Raw genomic sequence first — 18,720 nt, forward strand, 5'->3', positions numbered from 1 at the left:
AGCCCGACCCCCTCTCCGCCGCGCCCGGACCGGGCCCCGTCCCGGTCCTCCTGCTCACGGGGTTCCTCGGAGCGGGGAAGACGACGGTCCTCAACCATCTGCTGCGGGAGAGCAGGGGCACCAGGATCGGCGTCGTCGTCAACGACTTCGGGGCCATCGAGATCGACGCGATGACCGTGGCGGGCCAGGTCGGCTCGTCGATGGTCTCGCTCGGCGACGGCTGCCTGTGCTGCGCCGTCGACGCGAGCGAGCTCGACGCGTACCTCGACCGGCTCACCGCCCCGGGACTCGGGATCGACGTGGTCGTCATCGAGGCCAGCGGCCTCGCGGAACCCCGCGAGCTGGTCCGCATGCTGCTGGCCTCCGACAATCCGCGCGTCCGCTACGGGGGCCTCGTGGAGGTGGTCGACGCCGCGGAGTACGAGGCCGTGCGCGAGCGCCATCCGAGCCTCGAACGGCAGCTCGCCGTCGCTGACCTGGTCGTGCTCAACAAGGCCGACCGGGCGGGGGAGGAGGGGCTGGCGAAGGTCGCCGCGGCCGTCGCGAACGCGGCGCCCGGCACACCGGCGGTCGCCGTCTCGTACGGCCGCCTCGACCCCGGACTGCTGCTGGACCGGCGCCCCCGGGGCGAGAGCTTCGGCCAGCTGTCGTTCGAGGACGTGCTCGCGCCCGAGGACCACGGAAGCCATCTGCACGCGGCGTACGACAGTACGGAATTCAGCTCGCGCCGGCCCATGGACCCGCGGCGGCTGATGGCGTTCCTGGACGCCAGGCCCGAGGGGCTCTACCGCATCAAGGGCTACGTCGACTTCGGCGCCGCGGACCCGGGCAACCGGTACGCCCTGCACGCGGTCGGCCGTTTCCTGCGCTTCACCCCCGAGCCCTGGGCGGCGGGGGAGGAGTGCGCGACCCGGCTCGTCCTGATCGGGATGGACATGGACGGCGAGGGCCTGACGCGGGCGCTGACCGCGTGCGAGGCGCCGGACGCCGCGGACACCGGGACGGCGGCGCCTGACGAGTCCGCGATGTGGGGCGTCCTGCGCTACGTCGCGTCGCCGGAGGACTGGTCGCCGGAAGCCTGACGGCCCCTGGGCCCGCGCCGGCCCGGACCGCTGGTCGCTCCAGTCCCCGCGGCCACTTCCGAGCGCCCCGGCCGGCCCCCGGCCCTCGGTCACTCCGTCGCGGCGGCCGCCCTCCGCAGGGCGTCCGCCGCGCCGTGGACGATCGGTTCGCCGTGCCCGAAGACCGCCGTCTCGAAGTCCAGAGCGGCCAGGCGGCGCAACGTGCTGACGGCGCGGGCGCGGTCCGTGTTGAAGACCCCCATCATGACGTGGTCGACGTGGGCGACCGCGTCCCCGGTGAACAGCACTCCGGCGCCGGGCAGATGGAGTGCGATCGACCCGTCCGTGTGGCCGTCCGCAGAGACGACCACCGCACCGCCGCCGAACTCCAGCCGATCGCCGTCGTCCACCTCCCGGTCCACCCGGCACGGCGGGGCCGGCGGCAGCGCCGGGACCGCCGCCCTGATCGGCACCTCGAACTCCTCGAGCACCGCGGGCTCCCCGGCGGCGTCCCCCCGGATCACGGGCGCCTCCAGCCGGTGCGCCACGACCTCGGCCCCGTGGCGGGCGGCCAGTTCGGCGGCCGAGCCGGTGTGGTCCTCGTGCCAGTGCGTCAGCACGATGCGCCGCAGCCGCCCGTCGAGCAGTTCCCCGATCCGCGCGCCGTACCCCACGGGGCCGGTGTCGATCAGGGTCAGCTCGTCGCCGTCGCGCCACAGATAGGCCGCCCCCACGGGGAAGCGGAGCATGCGCAGCGTCGGAAGTACCTCGATGACGTTCATGGCCCCAGCCTGGAGGACCGCGCCGGCCGCCGCAGCGCCGTTCGCTCATGGCTCACGCGCACGCCCCGCAAGGCCGGAGGGCCGAACGGGGCCCCCCCCCGTCCCGGTCAGTGCGCCGGGCCCGCCAGCACCGTGATCTCGTGGGTCAGCGGGGTGCCCGAGCCGTCGCGGCGCGGGTCGGGGGCGGGCAGCGCCGCCGCGGAGCCGTCCGCCTTCGCCGCCCGCACCGGGCTCGCGCCCGCCCAGGCCAGGACGAGGGTGTCCTCACCCTTGAGGAACCGCTGGCAGCGCACTCCGCCCGTCGCGCGCCCCTTGCGCGGGTACTGGTCGAACGGGGTCAGCTTCGCCGTGCGCGCCGAGTCGTCCAGCGTGCCGTGCGAGCCCGCGACCGTGAACACCATGCCGTCCTCGGACGGGTCCACCGCCGTGAACGACAGGACCTCCGCGCCCTCGGCCAGCTTGATGCCCGCCATGCCGCCGGCCGCCCGGCCCTGCGGCCGCACCTGCGCCGCCGGATAGCGCAACAGCTGCGCGTCCGAGCTGATGAAGACCAGATCCTCCTCGCCCGTGCGCAGCTCGGCGCCGCCCACGATCCGATCGCCCTCCTTCAGCGTGATCACCTCCAACTCGTCCTTGTTGGAGGGGTAGTCGGGCACCACGCGCTTCACCACGCCCTGGAGCGTGCCGAGCGCGAGCCCCGGCGACGACTCGTCCAGCGTCGTCAGGCAGACCACCGCCTCGTCGGCCTCCAGCGCGAGGAACTCGGCGATCGGCGCCCCGCCGGAGAGGTTCGGCGCCGCAGGCGTCCCCGGCAGCTGGGGCAGGTCGACCACGGAGACCCGCAGCAGCCGGCCCGTCGACGTCACCGCGCCGATCTCGCCGCGCGCCGTCGCGGGCACCGCCGACACGATCACATCGTGCTTGACGCGCTTGCCGTCCCCCGCGGGCAGCGGCTCACCGCTCGCGGTACGGGCGAGCAGGCCCGTCGAGGACATCAGCACCCGGCAGGGGTCGTCCGCGACCTGGAGCGGCACCGGGACCGCCGCGACCGACGCGCCGCCCTCGATCAGCACCGTCCGCCGCGGGGTGCCGAACTTCTTCGCCACGGCGGCCAGCTCCGCGGAGACGACCTTCCGCAGTTCCGCGTCGGACTCCAGGATGACGGTGAGCTCGTCGATCTCGGTGTGGAGCCGGTCCCGCTCGCTCTCCAGCTCGATCCGGTCGAAGCGCGTCAGGCGGCGCAGCGGCGTGTCGAGGATGTACTGCGTCTGGATCTCGGACAGCGAGAAGTGCTCCATCAGACGTTCTTTCGCCTGTGCGGAGTTGTCGCTCGACCGGATGATCCGGATGACCTCGTCGATGTCGACCAGCGCCACCAGCAGGCCCTCGACCAGGTGCAGCCGGTCGCGCCGCTTCGTACGGCGGAACTCGCTGCGCCTGCGCACCACCGAGAAGCGGTGGTCGAGGTAGACCTCGAGCAGTTCCCGCAGGCCCAGCGTCAGCGGCTGCCCGTCCACCAGCGCCACGTTGTTGATGCCGAAGGACTCCTCCATCGGCGTCAGCTTGTAGAGCTGTTCGAGCAGGGCCTCCGGCACGAAGCCGTTCTTGATCTCGATGACGAGCCGCAGCCCGTGCTCGCGGTCCGTGAGGTCCTTGACGTCCGCGATGCCCTGGAGCCGCTTCGAGGAGACCAGGTCCTTGATCTTCGCGATGACCTTCTCGGGCCCGACCGTGAAGGGCAGCTCCGTGACGACCAGTCCCTTGCGGCGCGGCGTCACGTCCTCCACGGTGACGGTCGCCCTGATCTTGAACGTGCCGCGGCCCGTCGCGTACGCGTCGTGCACACCGGACAGGCCCACGATCCGGCCGCCCGTCGGCAGGTCGGGCCCCGGCACGAAGCGCATGAGCGCTTCGAGGTCCGCGTTCGGATGCCTGATGAGATGGCGGGCGGCCTGGACGACCTCGCCCAGGTTGTGCGGCGGCATGTTCGTCGCCATGCCGACCGCGATCCCGGACGCGCCGTTGACCAGCAGGTTGGGATAGGCGGCCGGCAGGGTGACCGGCTCGCGCTCCTGGCCGTCGTAGTTGGGCTCGAAGTCGACGGTGTCCTCGTCGATGGACTCCGTCATCAGCGACGTGGCGTCGGCCATCCGGCACTCGGTGTACCGCATCGCGGCCGGCGGGTCGTCGTTGCCCAGCGAGCCGAAGTTGCCGTGTCCGTCGACGAGGGGGAGCCGCATCGAGAACGGCTGGGCCATGCGCACCAGCGCGTCGTAGATCGACGCGTCGCCGTGCGGGTGCAGCTTGCCCATGACCTCGCCGACGACACGGGCGCACTTCACGTAGCCGCGGTCGGGGCGCAGGCTCATCTCGTTCATCTGGTACACGATCCGGCGGTGCACCGGCTTCATGCCGTCCCGCGCGTCCGGCAGGGCGCGCGAGTAGATCACCGAATACGCGTATTCGAGGTAGGAGGCCTGCATTTCATCGACCACGTCGATGTCGAGGATGCGCTCCTCGAAATCATCGGGCGGCGGGGTCTTCGTGCTGCGGCGGGCCATCGCTGCTGCGGCTCCTTCACAGAGACAGTGCGGGCGCGTACGACGACGCGCGCGCCGGGTACGACGACAACTTCTGGGGCTGACACGGACCATTGTGGACCGCGCCACCGACAACGCCGGAATCGACCCGTGCGTCGGCCGCCGCGCGCCACCCCGCGCGAGCCGGTGGCAGAGCCCGGCGCGCGCGGCGCGGACCGGCCCCCGGCCATGCCCGGCCGCGTACGGACGGCGTCCTCACCCCGGGGGAACCACGGCGCCCGCCGGCGCGCTTGCATACAGTGGCAGGCTGGCAGCGCAACACCAGTCATCGCGAGCGAAGGGACGTACATGCCCATGGGTCACACGGCCACCGAGCAGGCCGGATCAGGCGGCCTGACAGCGACGGAGCACCGCCTGGACAACGGTCTGCGCGTGGTGCTCTCCGAGGACCACCTGACCCCGGTCGCGGCGGTCTGCCTGTGGTACGACGTCGGCTCCCGCCACGAAGTCAAGGGCCGTACAGGACTCGCCCACCTCTTCGAGCACCTCATGTTCCAGGGCTCCGCGCAGGTGAAGGGCAACGGCCACTTCGAACTCGTACAGGGCGCGGGCGGCTCCCTCAACGGCACCACCAGCTTCGAGCGCACCAACTACTTCGAGACGATGCCCGCGCACCAGCTGGAGCTCGCGCTCTGGCTCGAGGCCGACCGGATGGGCTCCCTGCTGACCGCCCTCGACGAGGAGTCGATGGAGAACCAGCGCGACGTCGTCAAGAACGAGCGCCGCCAGCGGTACGACAACGTGCCCTACGGCACCGCGTTCGAGCGCCTCACCGCGCTCATGTACCCCGAGGGCCACCCCTACCACCACACGCCCATCGGCTCCATGGCCGACCTGGACGCGGCGACGCTGGAGGACGCGCGCGCGTTCTTCCGCACCAACTACGCGCCCAACAACGCGGTGCTTTCCGTCGTCGGCGACATCGACCCGGACCAGACGCTCGCCTGGATCGAGAAGTACTTCGGCTCGATCCCGTCCCACGACGGCAAGCGGCCGCCGCGCGACGGCTCGCTGCCCGACATCATCGGCAGGGAGCTGCGCGAGGAGATCCAGGAGGAGGTCCCCGCGCGCGCGTTGATGGCCGCCTACCGGCTGCCCGAGGACGGCACCCGCGCGGCCGACGCGGCCGACCTGGCGCTGACCGTGCTCGGCAGCGGCGAGTCGTCCCGCCTCCACAACCGCCTGGTGCGCCGGGACAGGACCGCCGTCGCCGCAGGCTTCGGCCTGCTGCGCCTGGCCGGCGCGCCCTCGCTCGGCTGGCTCGACGTCAAGACGTCCACCGGGGTGGAGATCCCGCAGATCGAGGCCGCCGTGGACGAGGAGCTCGCGCGCCTCGCGGAAGAGGGCCCGACGGACGAGGAGATGGAGCGCGCGCAGGCCCAGCTGGAGCGCGAATGGCTGGACCGGCTCGGCACCGTGGCCGACCGCGCGGACGAACTGTGCCGCTACACGGTCCTGTTCGACGACCCGCAGCTCGCGCTCACCGCCGTGCAGCGCGTCCTCGACATCACCGCGGAGGAGGTCAAGGCCGTGGCCGCCGCCCGTCTGCGGCCCGACAACCGGGCCGTCCTGGTGTACGAGCCGCTGCCGGCCGAGGACAGCGCGGACACCGCGCCCGACGACGGCGCGGACGCCGCGCACCACGACGAGCAGGAAGGGGCGGCCAAGTGACCGAGGCCACCGCGACCATGGACCTCCACCCGCGTCCGGCCCCGGGCGAGGCCAAGCCCTGGGCGTTCCCCGCGCCCGAGCGCGGCGCGCTGCCCAACGGCCTGACGGTGCTGCGCTGCCACCGCCCCGGCCAGCAGGTCGTCGCCGTCGAGGTGTGTCTCGACGCGCCGCTCGACGCCGAGCCCGAGGGCCTCGACGGCGTCGCGACGATCATGGCCCGCGCCCTGTCGGAGGGGACCGACGAGCTCAGCGCCGAGGACTTCGCCGCCGAGCTGGAGCGCTGCGGCGCCACCCTCGACGCACACGCGGACCACCCGGGCGTACGGGTCTCCCTCGAAGTGCCCGTACGGCGGCTGCCGAAGGCGCTCGGCCTGGTGGCCGACGCGCTGCGGGCGCCCGCCTTCGCCGAGAGCGAGGTCGAGCGGCTCGTACGCAACCGCCTCGACGAGATCCCGCACGAGACCGCGAACCCCGGCCGGCGCGCGGCCAAGCAGCTCTCCAAGGAGCTCTTCCCCGCGTCACTGCGCATGTCGAGGCCGCGCCAGGGCACCGAGGAGACCGTCGCGCGCATCGACGCCGCGGGGGTCCGCGCCTTCTACACGGCGCACGTGCGCCCGGCGACGGCCACGGCTGTCATCGTGGGCGATCTCACGGGCGTCGACGTGGACCAGGTCCTCGCCGAGACCCTCGGCGCGTGGACCGGCGACGCGGGCACCGCGCGCCCCGTCCCGCCGGTCACGGCGGACGACACGGGCCGGGTGGTGATCGTGGACCGCCCGGGCGCCGTGCAGACGCAGCTGCTGCTCGGCCGGGTCGGCCCGGACCGGCACGACCGCGTGTGGCCCGCCCAGGTCCTCGGCACGTACTGCCTCGGCGGCACGCTCACCTCCCGGCTCGACCGGGTGCTGCGCGAGGAGAAGGGCTACACGTACGGCGTGCGCGCCTTCGGCCAGGTGCTGCGGTCCGCGGCGGACGGCACGGGCGCCTCGCTGCTCGCCATCAGCGGCTCCGTCGACACCGAGTCGACGGGTCCCGCGCTCGAGGACCTGTGGAAGGTGCTGCGCACCCTCGCGGCCGAAGGGCTGACCGACGAGGAGCGCGACGTCGCCGTGCAGAACCTCGTCGGGGTCGCGCCGCTCAAGTACGAGACGGCCGCGTCCGTCGCGGGCACGCTGGCCGACCAGGTCGAGCAGCACCTGCCGGACGACTTCCAGGCGCGGCTGTACGCGCGGCTGGCCGAGACCGGCACGGTCGAGGCGACGGCGGCGGTCGTGGCCGCGTTCCCCGAGGACCGCCTGGTCACGGTGCTCGTCGGCGACGCCGCGCGGATCAAGGAGCCGGTGGAGGCGCTGGGCATCGGCCCCGTGACGGTCGTCAAGGGCTGACTCGCGGCTCCCGGCGGAGACGCCGAAAGCACGCCGAAAGAACACGGAAAGGACAGGGCCCGGCGCCGGTGCGCCGGCCCCCTGTCCGTGCTCCCGCGTGCGGGCAGCCGGTCCTTCAGACGGTCTCGGGCAGCTCGTCGAGCCCCTCCGCGACCAGCTTCGCGAGGCGGTCGAGGGCGGCGTCGCCACCCTCGGCGTCCGTCGCGAGGACGATCTCCTCGCCGCCCTGGGCGCCGAGGCCGAGCACCGCGAGCATCGAGGCCGCGTTGACGGGCGAGCCGCCGGCCTTCGCGATGGTCACAGGTACGCCGGAGGCGGTCGCGGCGCGGACGAAGATGGAGGCGGGACGGGCGTGCAAGCCCTCGGCCCAACCGACGTTGACACGGCGCTCAGCCATGGTGTTGCCCTTCGGATCTGACAGAGGTTGTCTAGACCAGTATCGCATCCGCCGAGAGGGCCGATCGGCGTGCCCCGCCGTACGCTTCCGTCATGGAGACGCCCTCGGTCCACGCCTACCCGGACCACTGGGAAGCAGACGTCGTACTGCGCGACGGCGGCACCGCCAGGATCAGGCCCATGACGCCCGACGACGCGGGACGCCTCGTGAGCTTCTACGAAAAGGTCTCGGACGAGTCGAAGTACTACCGCTTCTTCGCGCCCTACCCCAGGCTCTCCGACAAGGACGTCCACCGGTTCACCCACCATGACTACGTCGACCGGGTGGGCCTCGCCATGACGGTGGGCGGCGAGATCATCGCGACCGTGCGGTACGACCGCATCGGCGCCGACGGCCGCGCGGCCCGGGGCCCGGAGGCCGACGAGGCCGAGGTCGCGTTCCTGGTGCAGGACACCCATCAGGGCCGGGGGGTGGCGTCCGCGCTGCTCGAACACATAGCGGCCGTCGCCCGCGAGCGGGGGATCAGCCGGTTCGCCGCCGAGGTCCTGCCGCAGAACGGCAAGATGATCAAGGTGTTCATGGACGCCGGGTTCACCCAGCACCGGCGCTTCGAGGACGGCTCGGTCCGCCTGACCCTCGACCTGGAGCCCACCGAGCGGTCGCTCGCCGTCCAGCGCGGCCGCGAGCAGCGCGCGGAGGCCCGCTCGGTGCAGCGACTCCTCGCCCCCGGCTCGGTGGCCGTCGTCGGTGTCGGCCGCGAGCCGGGCGGCGTCGGCAGGAGCGTGCTGCGGAACCTGCTCGCGGGCGGCTACCGCGGGCGTACGTACGCGGTCAACGCGGCCTTCGCCGCCGACGTCACCGAGATCGACGGAGTACCGGCCGCACGGTCGGTCTCCGCGCTGGCGGCCCCCGTCGACCTCGCGGTCGTCGCGGTGCCCGCTGAGCGGGTGCCCGAGGTCGTCGGGGACTGCGGCGGACACGGCGTCCAGGGCCTGGTGGTGCTGTCGGCGGGGTACGCGGAGACCGGCCCCGAGGGGCGGGCGCGCCAGCGGGACCTGGTGCGCCTGGCCCGCACGTACGGCATGCGGATCATCGGCCCGAACGCGTTCGGGATCGTCAACACGGCGGAAGCGGTCCGGCTCAACGCGTCCCTCGCGCCGGAGCCGCCCGCGCGCGGACGCATCGCCCTGTTCACCCAGTCGGGAGCGATCGGCATCGCACTGCTCGCGGGCCTGCACCGGCGGGGCGCGGGCCTGTCGTCCTTCATCTCCGCGGGCAACAGGGCGGACGTCTCGGGCAACGACTTCCTCCAGTACGGGTACGAGGACCCGGACACGGACGTGGTCCTCATGTACCTGGAGTCCATCGGCAATCCGCGCAAGTTCACCCGTCTCGCGCGCCGTACGGCAGCCGCCAAGCCGGTCGTCGTCGTCAAGGGCGCCCGGCACAGCGGCGCGATGCCGCAGGGCCACGCCGTCCCCGCGTTCCGCATCACCGACGCGACCGTCTCGGCACTCCTGCGCCAGGCGGGCGTGCTGCGCGCGGACACCGTGACGGAACTCGTCGACGCGGGACTCCTCCTCGCCGGCCAGCCCCTCCCGGCGGGCCCCCGCGTGGCGATCGTCGGCAACTCCGAGTCGCTCGGCCTGCTCACCTACGACGCCTGCCTGACGGAGGGCCTGCGCCCGCTGCCGCCGCGCGATCTCACGACATCGGCCACCGCGGCCGACTTCCGCGCCGCTCTCACCGCCGCGCTGCACGATCCCGCCTGCGACGCCGTCGTCGTCACCGCGATACCGCGCGTCGGCACCGAGGCCCCGACTGCGGGCGGCGCACTGGCGTCCGCGCTGCGCGAGGCGGCGGCCGACGCACCCGCGAAGCCGGTCGCGGTGGTCTACGTGGAGATCGGCGGCCTCGCCCAAGCCCTCTCGGCGGCGACGAGCACCGCCCCCCACGCCCGGCTCCCGCTCCCGCCGGCGCCGGAGCCGGCCCCGGCCGCCGCGGGCGGAGCCGGCGAAGAGACCGGCACCCGGGACAGGCCGCCCGCGACCGCCGGGCGCATCCCCGCCTACCCCGCCGCCGAGCGCGCCGTGCGAGCGCTCGCCGTGGCGGCGGAGTACGCCCGCTGGCGCCGGGAGTCTGCGGAGCCCGGCCGCGTGCCCCAGTACGACGACATCGACGAGTCCGGAGCGGGCGCCCTCGTGGAACGCGCTCTCGGCGCGGCGGACCGGCCCGGCGGCATCGCGCTCGGGGACAGCGACACCCGCGCCCTCCTCGGCCACTACGGCATCCGCGTCCTCGGCACCCGGCCCGCGCCAGGCGCCGACGAGGCCGTGCGGGCCGCGCACGACGTCGGCTACCCCGTCGTCCTCAAGACGACGGCGCCCCACCTGCGCCACCGCGCCGACCTCGGCGGCGTACGGCTCGGCCTCGGCGACGAAGGACAGCTGCGCGCCGCCTACCGCGAACTGACCGACGCCCTCGGCGACCCGGCCGAACTGCGGCCCGTCGTGCAGGCGATGGCGCCGCGCGGGGTGGACACCGTCGTACGGGCCACCCTGGACCCGGCGGCAGGAGCCGTCCTGTCCTTCGGCCTCGCTGGCGCGCCGTCCGAACTGCTCGGCGACCTCGGGCACCGCCTCGTCCCCGCCACGGACCGGGACGTGACAGAGCTGATCCGGTCCATCAGGACCGCGCCCCTGCTGTTCGGCTGGCGCGGCGCGGACCCGGTCGACACCGACGCGCTGGCCGAGCTGCTGCTGCGCGTCTCCCGCCTGGTGGACGATCACCCCGAGATCGTGGCGCTCACCCTCGATCCGGTGGTGGTGGCGACCCGGGGGCTGACCGTCCTGGACGCGCACGTACGCCTCGCGCCGCCGCCCGCGCTGGACGACCTCGGGCCCCGGCGGCTGCCGAGCTACTGAGCCGTACCCCGGCCGGGCAGGGCTCCGAGGGGTGCCCCGGCGCCCCCGCACCCCCCGTAGGATGGGCGCCATGGCGAAGACCGGCACGACGACCCAGGGGCTGCGCACGGCGATCGAGCGCAGCGGCTACTACCCCGCCCTCGTGGCCGAGGCGGTGGAGGCCGCCGTCGGCGGCGAGCGGATCGCGTCGTACCTGGTGCACCAGGAGACCACGTTCGACGCCAACGAGGTGCGCCGCCATGTCACCGTGCTCGTCCTGACCGAGAACCGGTTCATCGTCAGCCACACCGACGAGCAGGCCGCCGACTCCGACTCCCCGACGCCCTACGCGACCACGTCGACCGAGTCGGTGAAGCGGGACCGCATCTCGTCCGTCGTGGTCAGCCGGGTCGTCGCCAACCCCGAGTCCTACAAGCCGGGCACGCTGCCGCGCGAGGTCGTCCTCACGATCGGCTGGGGCGCCGTGTCGCGGATCGACCTGGAGCCCGCCGCCTGCGGCGACCCCAACTGCGAGGCCGATCACGGCTACACGGGCAACTCCACGGCCGACGACCTCAGCCTCCGGGTCAGCGAGGCGGGCGACGGCATCGACGCCGTGAAGGAGACCCTCGTCTTCGCCCAGGCACTGTCCGAGGCCACGGCGAGCCCGTCGGCCGGCCGCGCATGACCGACGGCATCGGATGGGCCGAGGCCGCGGCGCTCGACCTTGCCACCGCCCCGCTGCCCGCCTACGGCTCCGGCTCGCTCGCGGACCTCCTGCCGACCCTCGTCGCCGGCCAGGGCGTCCCCGGCTTCACCGCCGCCATCCCCGAGCTGACACCGGCCGACCGCAACTGCGTGTTCCTCGTCGACGGCCTGGGCTGGGAGCAGATCAGGGCGCACCCCGACGAGGCTCCGTTCCTCACCTCGCTGCTGCCCACCTCGCTCGGCGGCACCGGGCGCCCCCTCACGGCCGGTTTCCCGGCCACCACCGCCACCTCCCTCGCCTCCGTCGGCACGGGCACGGTCCCCGGCGCGCACGGGCTCCTCGGCTACACGGTGCGCGACCCCGCGACCGGCGCGCTGATGAACCAGCTGCGCTGGAAGCCGTGGACGGACCCGTACGCCTGGCAGCCGCACCCCACCGTCTTCCAGGCGGCGCACGCGGCGGGCGTCCACACCGCCCAGGTGTCGTCGCCCGCGTTCGAGTCCACCCCGCTGACCAAGGTCGCGCTGAGCGGCGGAACGTTTCGCGGGAAGCTCGCGGGCGAGGAGCGGATCGACCTCGCCGTCGAGCAGCTCGCGGCGGGCGACAGGTCGCTGGTGTACACGTACTACAGCGAGGTCGACAGCAACGGGCACCGCTTCGGCGTCGACTCGGACGCCTGGCGCGGCCAGGTGGGCTACGTCGACCAGCTCGCCCGCCGCCTCGCCGAGAGCCTGCCGCCGCGCTCCGCGCTGTACGTCACCGCCGACCACGGCATGATCGACATCCCGTTCGACGAGGAGTCCCGCATCGACTTCGACGAGGACTGGGCGCTGCGTGCGGGCGTCGCGCTCCTCGGGGGCGAGGGCCGCGCGCGCCATGTCTACGCGGTGCCCGGCGCGGCGGCCGACGTGCTCGCCGTCTGGCGGGACGTGCTCGGCGAGCGGTTCTGGGTGGCGGGCAGGGACGAGGCGATCGCCGCGGGCTGGTTCGGCCCCGAGGGCGCCGTCGACGAGCGGACGTACGGGCGGATCGGCGACGTCGTCGCGGCGGCCTGCGACGACGTGGTGGTGACGGCGTCCGAGCGCGAGCCGCACGAGTCGGTCATGGTCGGCATGCACGGCTCCATGACCCCCGTCGAACAGCTCGTCCCCCTCCTCGAAGTACGCTCCTAGGCCAGTACAGCTCCCAGGCCAGTACATCCGGCCGTGGGTCCGGTCGTGCGTCCCGCGCACGCCGGGCGTACGTCCGCCGTACCGCAGGCCGCGGGGGCCCGCGTACGCTCCCGCACCTCCGCCGTATGTCTCCGCACGTCCGGCTGTACGCCGCTGTACAGCCGCCCGTCCCGGTGGCCGCCCGCCGGGTGGCACGATCGCGAAAGGCTTCCGTCCTCCCATGTCTGAGCTGGTGTTCTTCTCCGGAACGATGGACTGCGGGAAGAGCACACTGGCTCTCCAGATCGGCCACAACCGCTCCGCGCGCGGACTCCGGGGCGTGATCTTCACGCGGGACGACCGGGCGGGGGAGGGCAAGCTCTCGTCCCGCCTCGGCCTCGTCACGGACGCGGTGGAGGCCGTCGGCGGCATGGACGTGTACGCGTACGTCGTCGATGTCATCACCAGGGGCGGCCGGGTCGACTACGTGATCGTGGACGAGGCGCAGTTCCTGCTGCACGAGCAGATCGACCAGCTGGCGCGGATCGTGGACGACCTGGACCTCGACGTCTACGCGTTCGGCATCACCACGGACTTCCGCACCAGGCTGTTCCCCGGCTCGCAGCGGCTGATCGAGCTCGCGGACCGGATAGAGGCCCTCCAGGTGGAGGCGCTGTGCTGGTGCGGCGCCCGGGCCACGCACAACGCCCGTACGGTGGACGGCGTGATGGTGGTCGAGGGCGCGCAGGTCGTCGTGGGCGACGTGAGCGATGTGGACAGGCCGGACGGCGAGGTCGGGTACGAGGTGCTGTGCAGGCGGCACCACCGCCGCCGTGCGACGGCGGCGACCGCGAATGTGGGGGCGCTGTCGCCGGACGTCCTTCCGGTGCCGCCCGCCTGACATCCGGGTGCGCTTGCCGTGCGCCAGGACGTCGTCGCGGCCGGACGGCCCTCGCGGGTCGAGTCCCGGTTCGGCGGGCGGTCCCGGGTTCCCGCTTCGGCTTGCTTCGGCCTGCTTCGGTGCGGAAGCCGCAACAGGGAAACACTGTGTATCCACAGCGGAATCCTTTGCAGTGGAGGATGCAGGTCGCTGGGAAGTGCTTCGGGTTACACAATGTTTCCCCACTTGTATTGACGCTGTCGCGTCGGCGTCCGTATGTTGAGCCTGTTCGCGGGCCCCCGGTCGGGGAGCCCTCAGGACCGAGCCCCGGAGCGCCGATGAGCCCGCGCCGTACCGCCACGGAGTCGACCGCCGAGGCCGAGAAGCCCGCCGAGGCTGTCGGCTCCACCGGCCGGGCGGGCTCCGCCGAGATCCACCACAAGGTGCTGGACGCCACGGCGGAGCTGCTGGCGGAACTCGGCTACCTGGAGTTCACGGTCGAGAAGGTCGCGCTGCGGGCCGGAGTCAGCCGCAAGGCCGTCTACCACCGCTGGTCCAGCAAGTCGGAGCTGGTGGGTGAACTGCTCATCAGGGACGCGGTCGTGGACGACGTGCCCGACGTCGGCAGCACCCGCCAGGAACTGCGTGTCCTGTTCGGCCAGATCCTGCGGGACGTCCACGACGGCAAGGGATCGGTCCTGTCGGCCCTCTGGGCGAACATGGGCGACCCGGCGGTGATGGAACGCTTCCGCGCCGAGGTCCTCGGTCCCAGACGCCAGTTCGCGCGGGCGGTGGTCCAGCGCGGGATCGCGCGCGGCGACTTCCCGCCCGACGTGGACATCGACCTTCTCCTGGACTCCTGGTCGGGCGTCGTGATGTTCAGGACCGAGATGCGCGGGGACGCCTTCCTCGCCTCACAGGTGGAGGCCCTGATCGAAGTGGCGCTCGCCGGCAACGTTCCGCGCATCGCCGCACCCCCCGCGCCCGCGGACTGATTCGTCGCTCTCGGCCGCACCCGGGCCCGGCGCCCCGAACGGCTCCGCAGGCGCCGGGACCACTCGTGGTACGCACGCCACCTGGCGTACGCACCTGCCCCAAGCCCCCCACACCGAACACCACTTGACGGACGACGGCGCCCGCCGTCGGTCCCTGCGGCACGCCCTGAGCCGGCATCGCGAACGTCGGCTCCCTGCGGCGTCCGTTCCCTTCGCCTGCCCTTCGCGGCCCGTCACGCGAAGGCCCTCACCGAGGTGCGCAGTCATGTCACAGACAACCGCTCCGCCGTCGTCCGCCGTGCTCCGCCCGACCGGACCACGGTCCATGCTCGCTTCGATGATCGCCGTGGAACTGGCCAGCGGCGTCACCCAGCAGTACCTGTCCCCGCTCCTCGCCGGCCTCGGGGAACGCGCGGGGATCACCACCGCGCAGCAGAACTGGATCTACGTCATCCAGACGACCAGCATGGCGGTGTTCACACCGGTCCTGTCCCGGCTGGGCGACAGCCACGGCTACCGGCGCGTCCTGCGGCTGTCCGTCGCGGCGGTCGCCCTGGGGTCCTTGCTGATGGCCCTGTGGCCCGACCTGCCGGTCCTGACGCTCGGCGCCGTGCTCCAGGGCGGCGTGGTCGGCTTCATGCCGCTGATGATCGGCATCCTGCGCAACCGGGGCGGCGAGAAGGCGTCCCGTACCGGTATCGGCATCCTGGTCAGCGCGTTGCTGCTCGCCGTGGGCTTCGCCGGAATCCTCTCCGGCGAAGTCGGCGCCCATGACGCCGGGGACGGCCTGTGGGTCGGTGTCGCGGCGGGACTCCTCGGCTGCGCCGCCTGCGTGCTGATGCCGGACGGCGATCCACGCCCGGCGCGCGGGCACCATTTCGACCTCATGGGCTTCCTGCTGCTCACCCTCGCGCTGTCCGGGGTCGTCCTGGCGCTCTCGCAGGGCGGCGCCTGGGGCTGGACATCGGCGCCCACCCTGGTCTGCGCCCTGGTGGGGGTGGCTGCGCTGGTGGTCTGGCCGCTCATGGAACTGCGCCGTGAGCGCCCCCTCGTGGACGTCCGGATGTTCCGCAACCCGCGCGTCGCGGTGCTGAGCACGGTGACGTTCTTCGTCTCGTTCGCCACCATCGGATCGCTCGCCGCCAACTCGACGTTCCTCGCCGCCTCCCCGGGGAAGGCCGGTTACGGCATGGGGCTCAGCTCCGCGGCGATCGGCTGGGTACTGCTCCCGATGACGGCGGCGAGCGTCGTCTCCTCGCTCCTGACCCCCGCGCTCCTGCGCCGCGCGGGGGAGCGGATCACCGTCGGCGCGGCCGGCGCGACCACTCTCGCCGGCTTCGGGGGGCTCGTGCTGTGGCACGGGACCCTTGCCGACTACCTGGTCCTCTCCTCGTTCGCCGGTCTGGCGATGGGCCTCTTCGAGTCGGCCACCCGCGCCCTGATGGTGGAGGCCGTTCCCGAGGAGCAGACCGCCACCGCCGCGGGCATCAACGAGCTGGTCCTCTCCCTGGGCGTCGCGGTCGGCGCCGCGGCCATCGGCGCCGGGCTGAGCGCCCATTCGGGGACCGACGGCCGAGTCGCCGTCGGCGGCTACACCACGGGGTGGGCGCTGTGCGCGATCGCGGGCCTGGCGGCGGCCGTCGTCGCCGTACGGCTGCGCGGGGCCGCTCCCGCCGGTGCCGCGGGGGAGGCCGGGGCGGCCGTCCCGGCGCCCTGACCGCATACCGCCGCGCCCCGCCGGCCGGTACTCCGGCCGCCGCCGCTGTCCGCCTCTTGTTCTCACTCCCTTTGCCGAGGAGCCGCCATGAAGCCCACCGAGCCCGCCGCCACGACACCCGCCACCGCAGAGCCCGCCGCCACGACACCCGCCACCGCCGTGCACTCCGCCGCCGGACATTCCGCCTCCGTATCCGGTACCTCCGTATCCGGTACCTCCGGGCCGCGTACGGGCGCGGCGCGCAGCACGGCCGTCCCGCGTACCTCCGCACCGTCAACCGCCGCACTGCGCAGCGTCGTGCGCGACTGCGCGGGGTCGTGGCGCGAACAGCTCGTCACGCTGAGCCATCAGCTCCACGCCGAGCCGGAGACCGCGTTCCAGGAGCACCGGTCGGCCGCTGCCCTGGCGCGGCTCGCCGAGTCGGCGGGCTTCACGGTGGAGCGCGGAGTCGCGGGCCTGCCCACCGCCTTCAGCGCCGTGAAGGGGACCGGCGAACTCGTCATCGCGCTCTGTGCCGAATACGACGCGCTGCCGGACATCGGGCACGCCTGCGGTCACAACGTGAACGGCGCCGCCGCCCTGGGCGCCGCCATCGCCCTCGGCGAGGTGGCCGACCGGCTCGGCATCACCGTCAAGCTGCTGGGTACGCCCGCGGAGGAGGACTCGGGCGGCAAGGTCTACCTGCTGGAGGCCGGCCTCTTCGACGGGGTCGCGGCGGCCATGATGGCGCACGCCAACGCGACGGACACGGTGGGCAACACCTCCCTGGCGATCGGCGCCTGGGACATCCGCTACACCGGGCGTTCCGCGCACGCCGCCGCCGCCCCGTGGGAAGGCGTCAACGCGCTCGACGCCCTCACCGTGGCCCAGACCTCCATCGGCCTGCTCCGCCAGCAGTTTCCGCCGGGCAGCGTGGTCCACGGTGTCGTCACCGACGGCGGCCAGGCGGCCAATGTCATCCCCGCCCGTACCGCCGCCCATTACGAGGTACGGGCCGGGACGCTGGAGCGGATGCGCTCTCTCCAGCGTCGCGTCCGCGCCTGTTTCGAGGCCGGCGCCCTGGCGACGGGCGCCGAGCTGACGATGGCGACGCGCGGCAGGGACTTCGCCGAGCTGCGCCAGGACCCGGCCATGGCGGAGATCTACGCGCGTGCGGCCGAGGGACTGGGCCGAACGGTGGGCCGGACGCCCGAGCCCGGGGGCTCCACCGACATGGGTAATGTCTCCCATGTGCTCCCCGCCATCCACCCGATGATCGGATACGACACCGCGGGGGCCGTCCAGCACACCAGGGAGTTCGCCGCCGCCGGTACCTCGGAGGGCGCCGACCGCGCCGTGCTGGACGCGGCCGTGGCACTGGCCTGGACGGGAGTCGAGCTGGCCGCGGACCCCGGGCACCGCCGCCGGCTGCTGGAGCCGGTACGGCGCCGGCGCGGCGCCGCGCCGGCGTCGACGGCCCACCGCGGGACGTGAGATGGAGCCTCCGGCGCCGGGGCCGGGCCCGCGGCGTACACTAGTTGAACTCGCAACGACTTAAGTCGTAGGAACTGTCCGCGACCGCGGCGCACGGCCTGGGCCAGGCGTCCGCGTACGCAACCGAGGAGCACGCATGCCGAAGCTGGGGATCATCATCGCGAGCACCCGTCCGGGGCGGGTCGGCCTGCCCGTCGGCCAGTGGGTGGACAAGGAGGCGCGTACGCACGCCGGCTTCGACGAGGTCGACCTCATCGACCTCGCGGAGGTGGGCCTGCCGTTCATGGACGAGCCCAGCCACCCGAGGCTCGGCCAGTACACGCACCAGCACACCCTCGACTGGAGCGCGCGCGTCGACGCCTGCGACGCGTTCGTGTTCGTCATGCCCGAGTACAACTACGGCTTCAACGCCGAGCTGAAGAACGCGATCGACTTCCTGCACCGCGAGTGGCGCTACAAGCCCGTGGGTCTCGTCAGCTACGGCGGTGTCGCGGCGGGCACCCGCGCCGCGCAGATGATCAAACAGGTCGTCACGACGCTCAAGATGACGCCCGCCTTCGAGGCCGTCTCCATCCCGTTCGTCCAGCAGTTCCTGGACGACGAGGCCGTCTTCACCCCCAACGAACTCCTTGAGGGCTCCGCGAAGGCGATGTTCGACGAGCTGCTGCGCACCGAGGCGGCCCTGCGCCCGCTCAGGACCGCCTGACCGTCCGGCCCGCCGGCTGCCGGAGCCCCGGCCGGCACCGCCCGATCCGCCCGGCCCGCCGCGTGCGTGATGATGGCCGTATGACAGCCATCATCACCGCGTCCGACCTGAGCCGCGAACTGTCGGGGGAGCGCCCGCCCGTCCTGCTCGACGTCCGCTGGCAGTTGAGCACGGCGGCGGCGGGGGGGCCCCCCCGGGCCCCGGGGCCCGCCCCGGGCCCGGGGCCCCCCCCCCCCCGCGGGGGGGGGGGGGCCCGCCCCCCCCCCCCCCGGGCCCCCCCCGCCCCCCCG

Annotated in this window: 14 protein-coding genes and 1 pseudogene; 12 read left to right on the forward strand and 3 right to left on the reverse strand. The window is 73.5% G+C overall.

The features are described from left to right. On the forward strand, positions 1-1,082 hold a 1,082-nt coding region (locus tag LCE31_RS17580; protein WP_374118488.1), incomplete at its 5' end, for a CobW family GTP-binding protein. A gap of 89 nt (positions 1,083-1,171) precedes the next feature. On the opposite strand, the gene LCE31_RS17585 is transcribed toward LCE31_RS17580, so the two are convergent. Together LCE31_RS17585 and LCE31_RS17590 are read right to left on the reverse strand one after the other, a co-directional pair. Continuing rightward, complete coding sequence (locus tag LCE31_RS17585) at positions 1,172-1,843, reverse strand: MBL fold metallo-hydrolase (RefSeq protein ID WP_225015237.1); 672 nt, start codon at positions 1,841-1,843, stop codon at positions 1,172-1,174. Between the two features lie 107 nt (positions 1,844-1,950). Beyond that, positions 1,951-4,404 (reverse strand): DNA gyrase/topoisomerase IV subunit A, encoded by a 2,454-nt coding sequence (locus LCE31_RS17590; RefSeq protein WP_225015238.1) that lies wholly within the window; start codon positions 4,402-4,404, stop codon positions 1,951-1,953. A gap of 327 nt (positions 4,405-4,731) precedes the next feature. On the opposite strand from LCE31_RS17590, the gene LCE31_RS17595 reads away from it, so the two are divergent. Next, the gene (locus tag LCE31_RS17595; protein WP_225015239.1) at positions 4,732-6,114 is read left to right on the forward strand and encodes a M16 family metallopeptidase; all 1,383 of its coding nucleotides are present in this window, start codon (positions 4,732-4,734) and stop codon (positions 6,112-6,114) included. 17 nt (positions 6,115-6,131) lie between these two features. Continuing rightward, positions 6,132-7,499, forward strand: coding sequence for a M16 family metallopeptidase (locus LCE31_RS17600; RefSeq protein ID WP_225015250.1), 1,368 nt, complete (start codon positions 6,132-6,134; stop codon positions 7,497-7,499). 115 nt (positions 7,500-7,614) lie between these two features. Here LCE31_RS17600 and LCE31_RS17605 read toward each other — a convergent pair whose 3' ends face one another. Beyond that, the gene (locus tag LCE31_RS17605) at positions 7,615-7,896 is read right to left on the reverse strand and encodes an HPr family phosphocarrier protein (protein ID WP_225015240.1); all 282 of its coding nucleotides are present in this window, start codon (positions 7,894-7,896) and stop codon (positions 7,615-7,617) included. Positions 7,897-7,988: 92 nt separating this feature from the next. Here LCE31_RS17605 and LCE31_RS17610 point away from each other — a divergent pair, with 92 nt between their 5' ends. From LCE31_RS17610 to LCE31_RS17650, 9 genes and pseudogenes are all read left to right on the forward strand, one after another. Then, a complete protein-coding gene (locus LCE31_RS17610; RefSeq protein ID WP_225015241.1) occupies positions 7,989-10,820 on the forward strand; it encodes a bifunctional acetate--CoA ligase family protein/GNAT family N-acetyltransferase in 2,832 nt (943 codons plus the stop codon). A gap of 70 nt (positions 10,821-10,890) precedes the next feature. Further along, positions 10,891-11,487 carry a DUF5998 family protein gene (locus LCE31_RS17615; protein WP_225015242.1) on the forward strand — a complete coding sequence of 199 codons (597 nt, stop codon included), beginning with the start codon at positions 10,891-10,893 and terminating at the stop codon, positions 11,485-11,487. Then, positions 11,484-12,680, forward strand: a complete 1,197-nt coding sequence (locus tag LCE31_RS17620; RefSeq protein WP_225015243.1) for an alkaline phosphatase family protein — start codon at positions 11,484-11,486, stop codon at positions 12,678-12,680. The genes LCE31_RS17615 and LCE31_RS17620 overlap by 4 nt, the downstream gene beginning before the upstream one ends. A gap of 220 nt (positions 12,681-12,900) precedes the next feature. Then, positions 12,901-13,560 carry a thymidine kinase gene (locus tag LCE31_RS17625; RefSeq protein WP_225015244.1) on the forward strand — a complete coding sequence of 220 codons (660 nt, stop codon included), beginning with the start codon at positions 12,901-12,903 and terminating at the stop codon, positions 13,558-13,560. 317 nt (positions 13,561-13,877) lie between these two features. Continuing rightward, a complete protein-coding gene (locus tag LCE31_RS17630) occupies positions 13,878-14,534 on the forward strand; it encodes a TetR/AcrR family transcriptional regulator (RefSeq protein ID WP_225015245.1) in 657 nt (218 codons plus the stop codon). A gap of 265 nt (positions 14,535-14,799) precedes the next feature. Continuing rightward, a complete protein-coding gene (locus LCE31_RS17635) occupies positions 14,800-16,251 on the forward strand; it encodes an MFS transporter (RefSeq protein ID WP_225015246.1) in 1,452 nt (483 codons plus the stop codon). An 87-nt stretch (positions 16,252-16,338) separates the two neighbouring features. Continuing rightward, complete coding sequence (locus LCE31_RS17640; RefSeq protein WP_225015247.1) at positions 16,339-17,724, forward strand: amidohydrolase; 1,386 nt, start codon at positions 16,339-16,341, stop codon at positions 17,722-17,724. A 136-nt stretch (positions 17,725-17,860) separates the two neighbouring features. Then, positions 17,861-18,430: an NADPH-dependent FMN reductase gene (locus LCE31_RS17645; protein WP_225015248.1), complete on the forward strand. Its 570-nt coding sequence runs from the start codon at positions 17,861-17,863 to the stop codon at positions 18,428-18,430. A gap of 80 nt (positions 18,431-18,510) precedes the next feature. Further along, positions 18,511-18,720: pseudogene (locus LCE31_RS17650) on the forward strand (sulfurtransferase); the annotation flags it as partial.

Source organism: Streptomyces sp. 8L (assembly GCF_020176795.1).
GTDB lineage: Bacteria > Actinomycetota > Actinomycetes > Streptomycetales > Streptomycetaceae > Streptomyces.

What these genes read in the sequence shown, in the direction of transcription:
- LCE31_RS17590 (WP_225015238.1), bottom strand. Translation starts at nt 4,404, where the DNA reads ATGGCCCGCCGCAGCACGAAGACCCCGCCGCCCGATGATTTCGAGGAG.
- LCE31_RS17595 (WP_225015239.1), top strand. Translation starts at nt 4,732, where the DNA reads ATGCCCATGGGTCACACGGCCACCGAGCAGGCCGGATCAGGCGGCCTG.
- LCE31_RS17585 (WP_225015237.1), bottom strand. Translation starts at nt 1,843, where the DNA reads ATGAACGTCATCGAGGTACTTCCGACGCTGCGCATGCTCCGCTTCCCC.
- LCE31_RS17610 (WP_225015241.1), top strand. Translation starts at nt 7,989, where the DNA reads ATGGAGACGCCCTCGGTCCACGCCTACCCGGACCACTGGGAAGCAGAC.
- LCE31_RS17605 (WP_225015240.1), bottom strand. Translation starts at nt 7,896, where the DNA reads ATGGCTGAGCGCCGTGTCAACGTCGGTTGGGCCGAGGGCTTGCACGCC.
- LCE31_RS17640 (WP_225015247.1), top strand. Translation starts at nt 16,339, where the DNA reads ATGAAGCCCACCGAGCCCGCCGCCACGACACCCGCCACCGCAGAGCCC.
- LCE31_RS17625 (WP_225015244.1), top strand. Translation starts at nt 12,901, where the DNA reads ATGTCTGAGCTGGTGTTCTTCTCCGGAACGATGGACTGCGGGAAGAGC.
- LCE31_RS17635 (WP_225015246.1), top strand. Translation starts at nt 14,800, where the DNA reads ATGTCACAGACAACCGCTCCGCCGTCGTCCGCCGTGCTCCGCCCGACC.
- LCE31_RS17645 (WP_225015248.1), top strand. Translation starts at nt 17,861, where the DNA reads ATGCCGAAGCTGGGGATCATCATCGCGAGCACCCGTCCGGGGCGGGTC.
- LCE31_RS17600 (WP_225015250.1), top strand. Translation starts at nt 6,132, where the DNA reads ATGGACCTCCACCCGCGTCCGGCCCCGGGCGAGGCCAAGCCCTGGGCG.
- LCE31_RS17620 (WP_225015243.1), top strand. Translation starts at nt 11,484, where the DNA reads ATGACCGACGGCATCGGATGGGCCGAGGCCGCGGCGCTCGACCTTGCC.
- LCE31_RS17615 (WP_225015242.1), top strand. Translation starts at nt 10,891, where the DNA reads ATGGCGAAGACCGGCACGACGACCCAGGGGCTGCGCACGGCGATCGAG.
- LCE31_RS17630 (WP_225015245.1), top strand. Translation starts at nt 13,878, where the DNA reads ATGAGCCCGCGCCGTACCGCCACGGAGTCGACCGCCGAGGCCGAGAAG.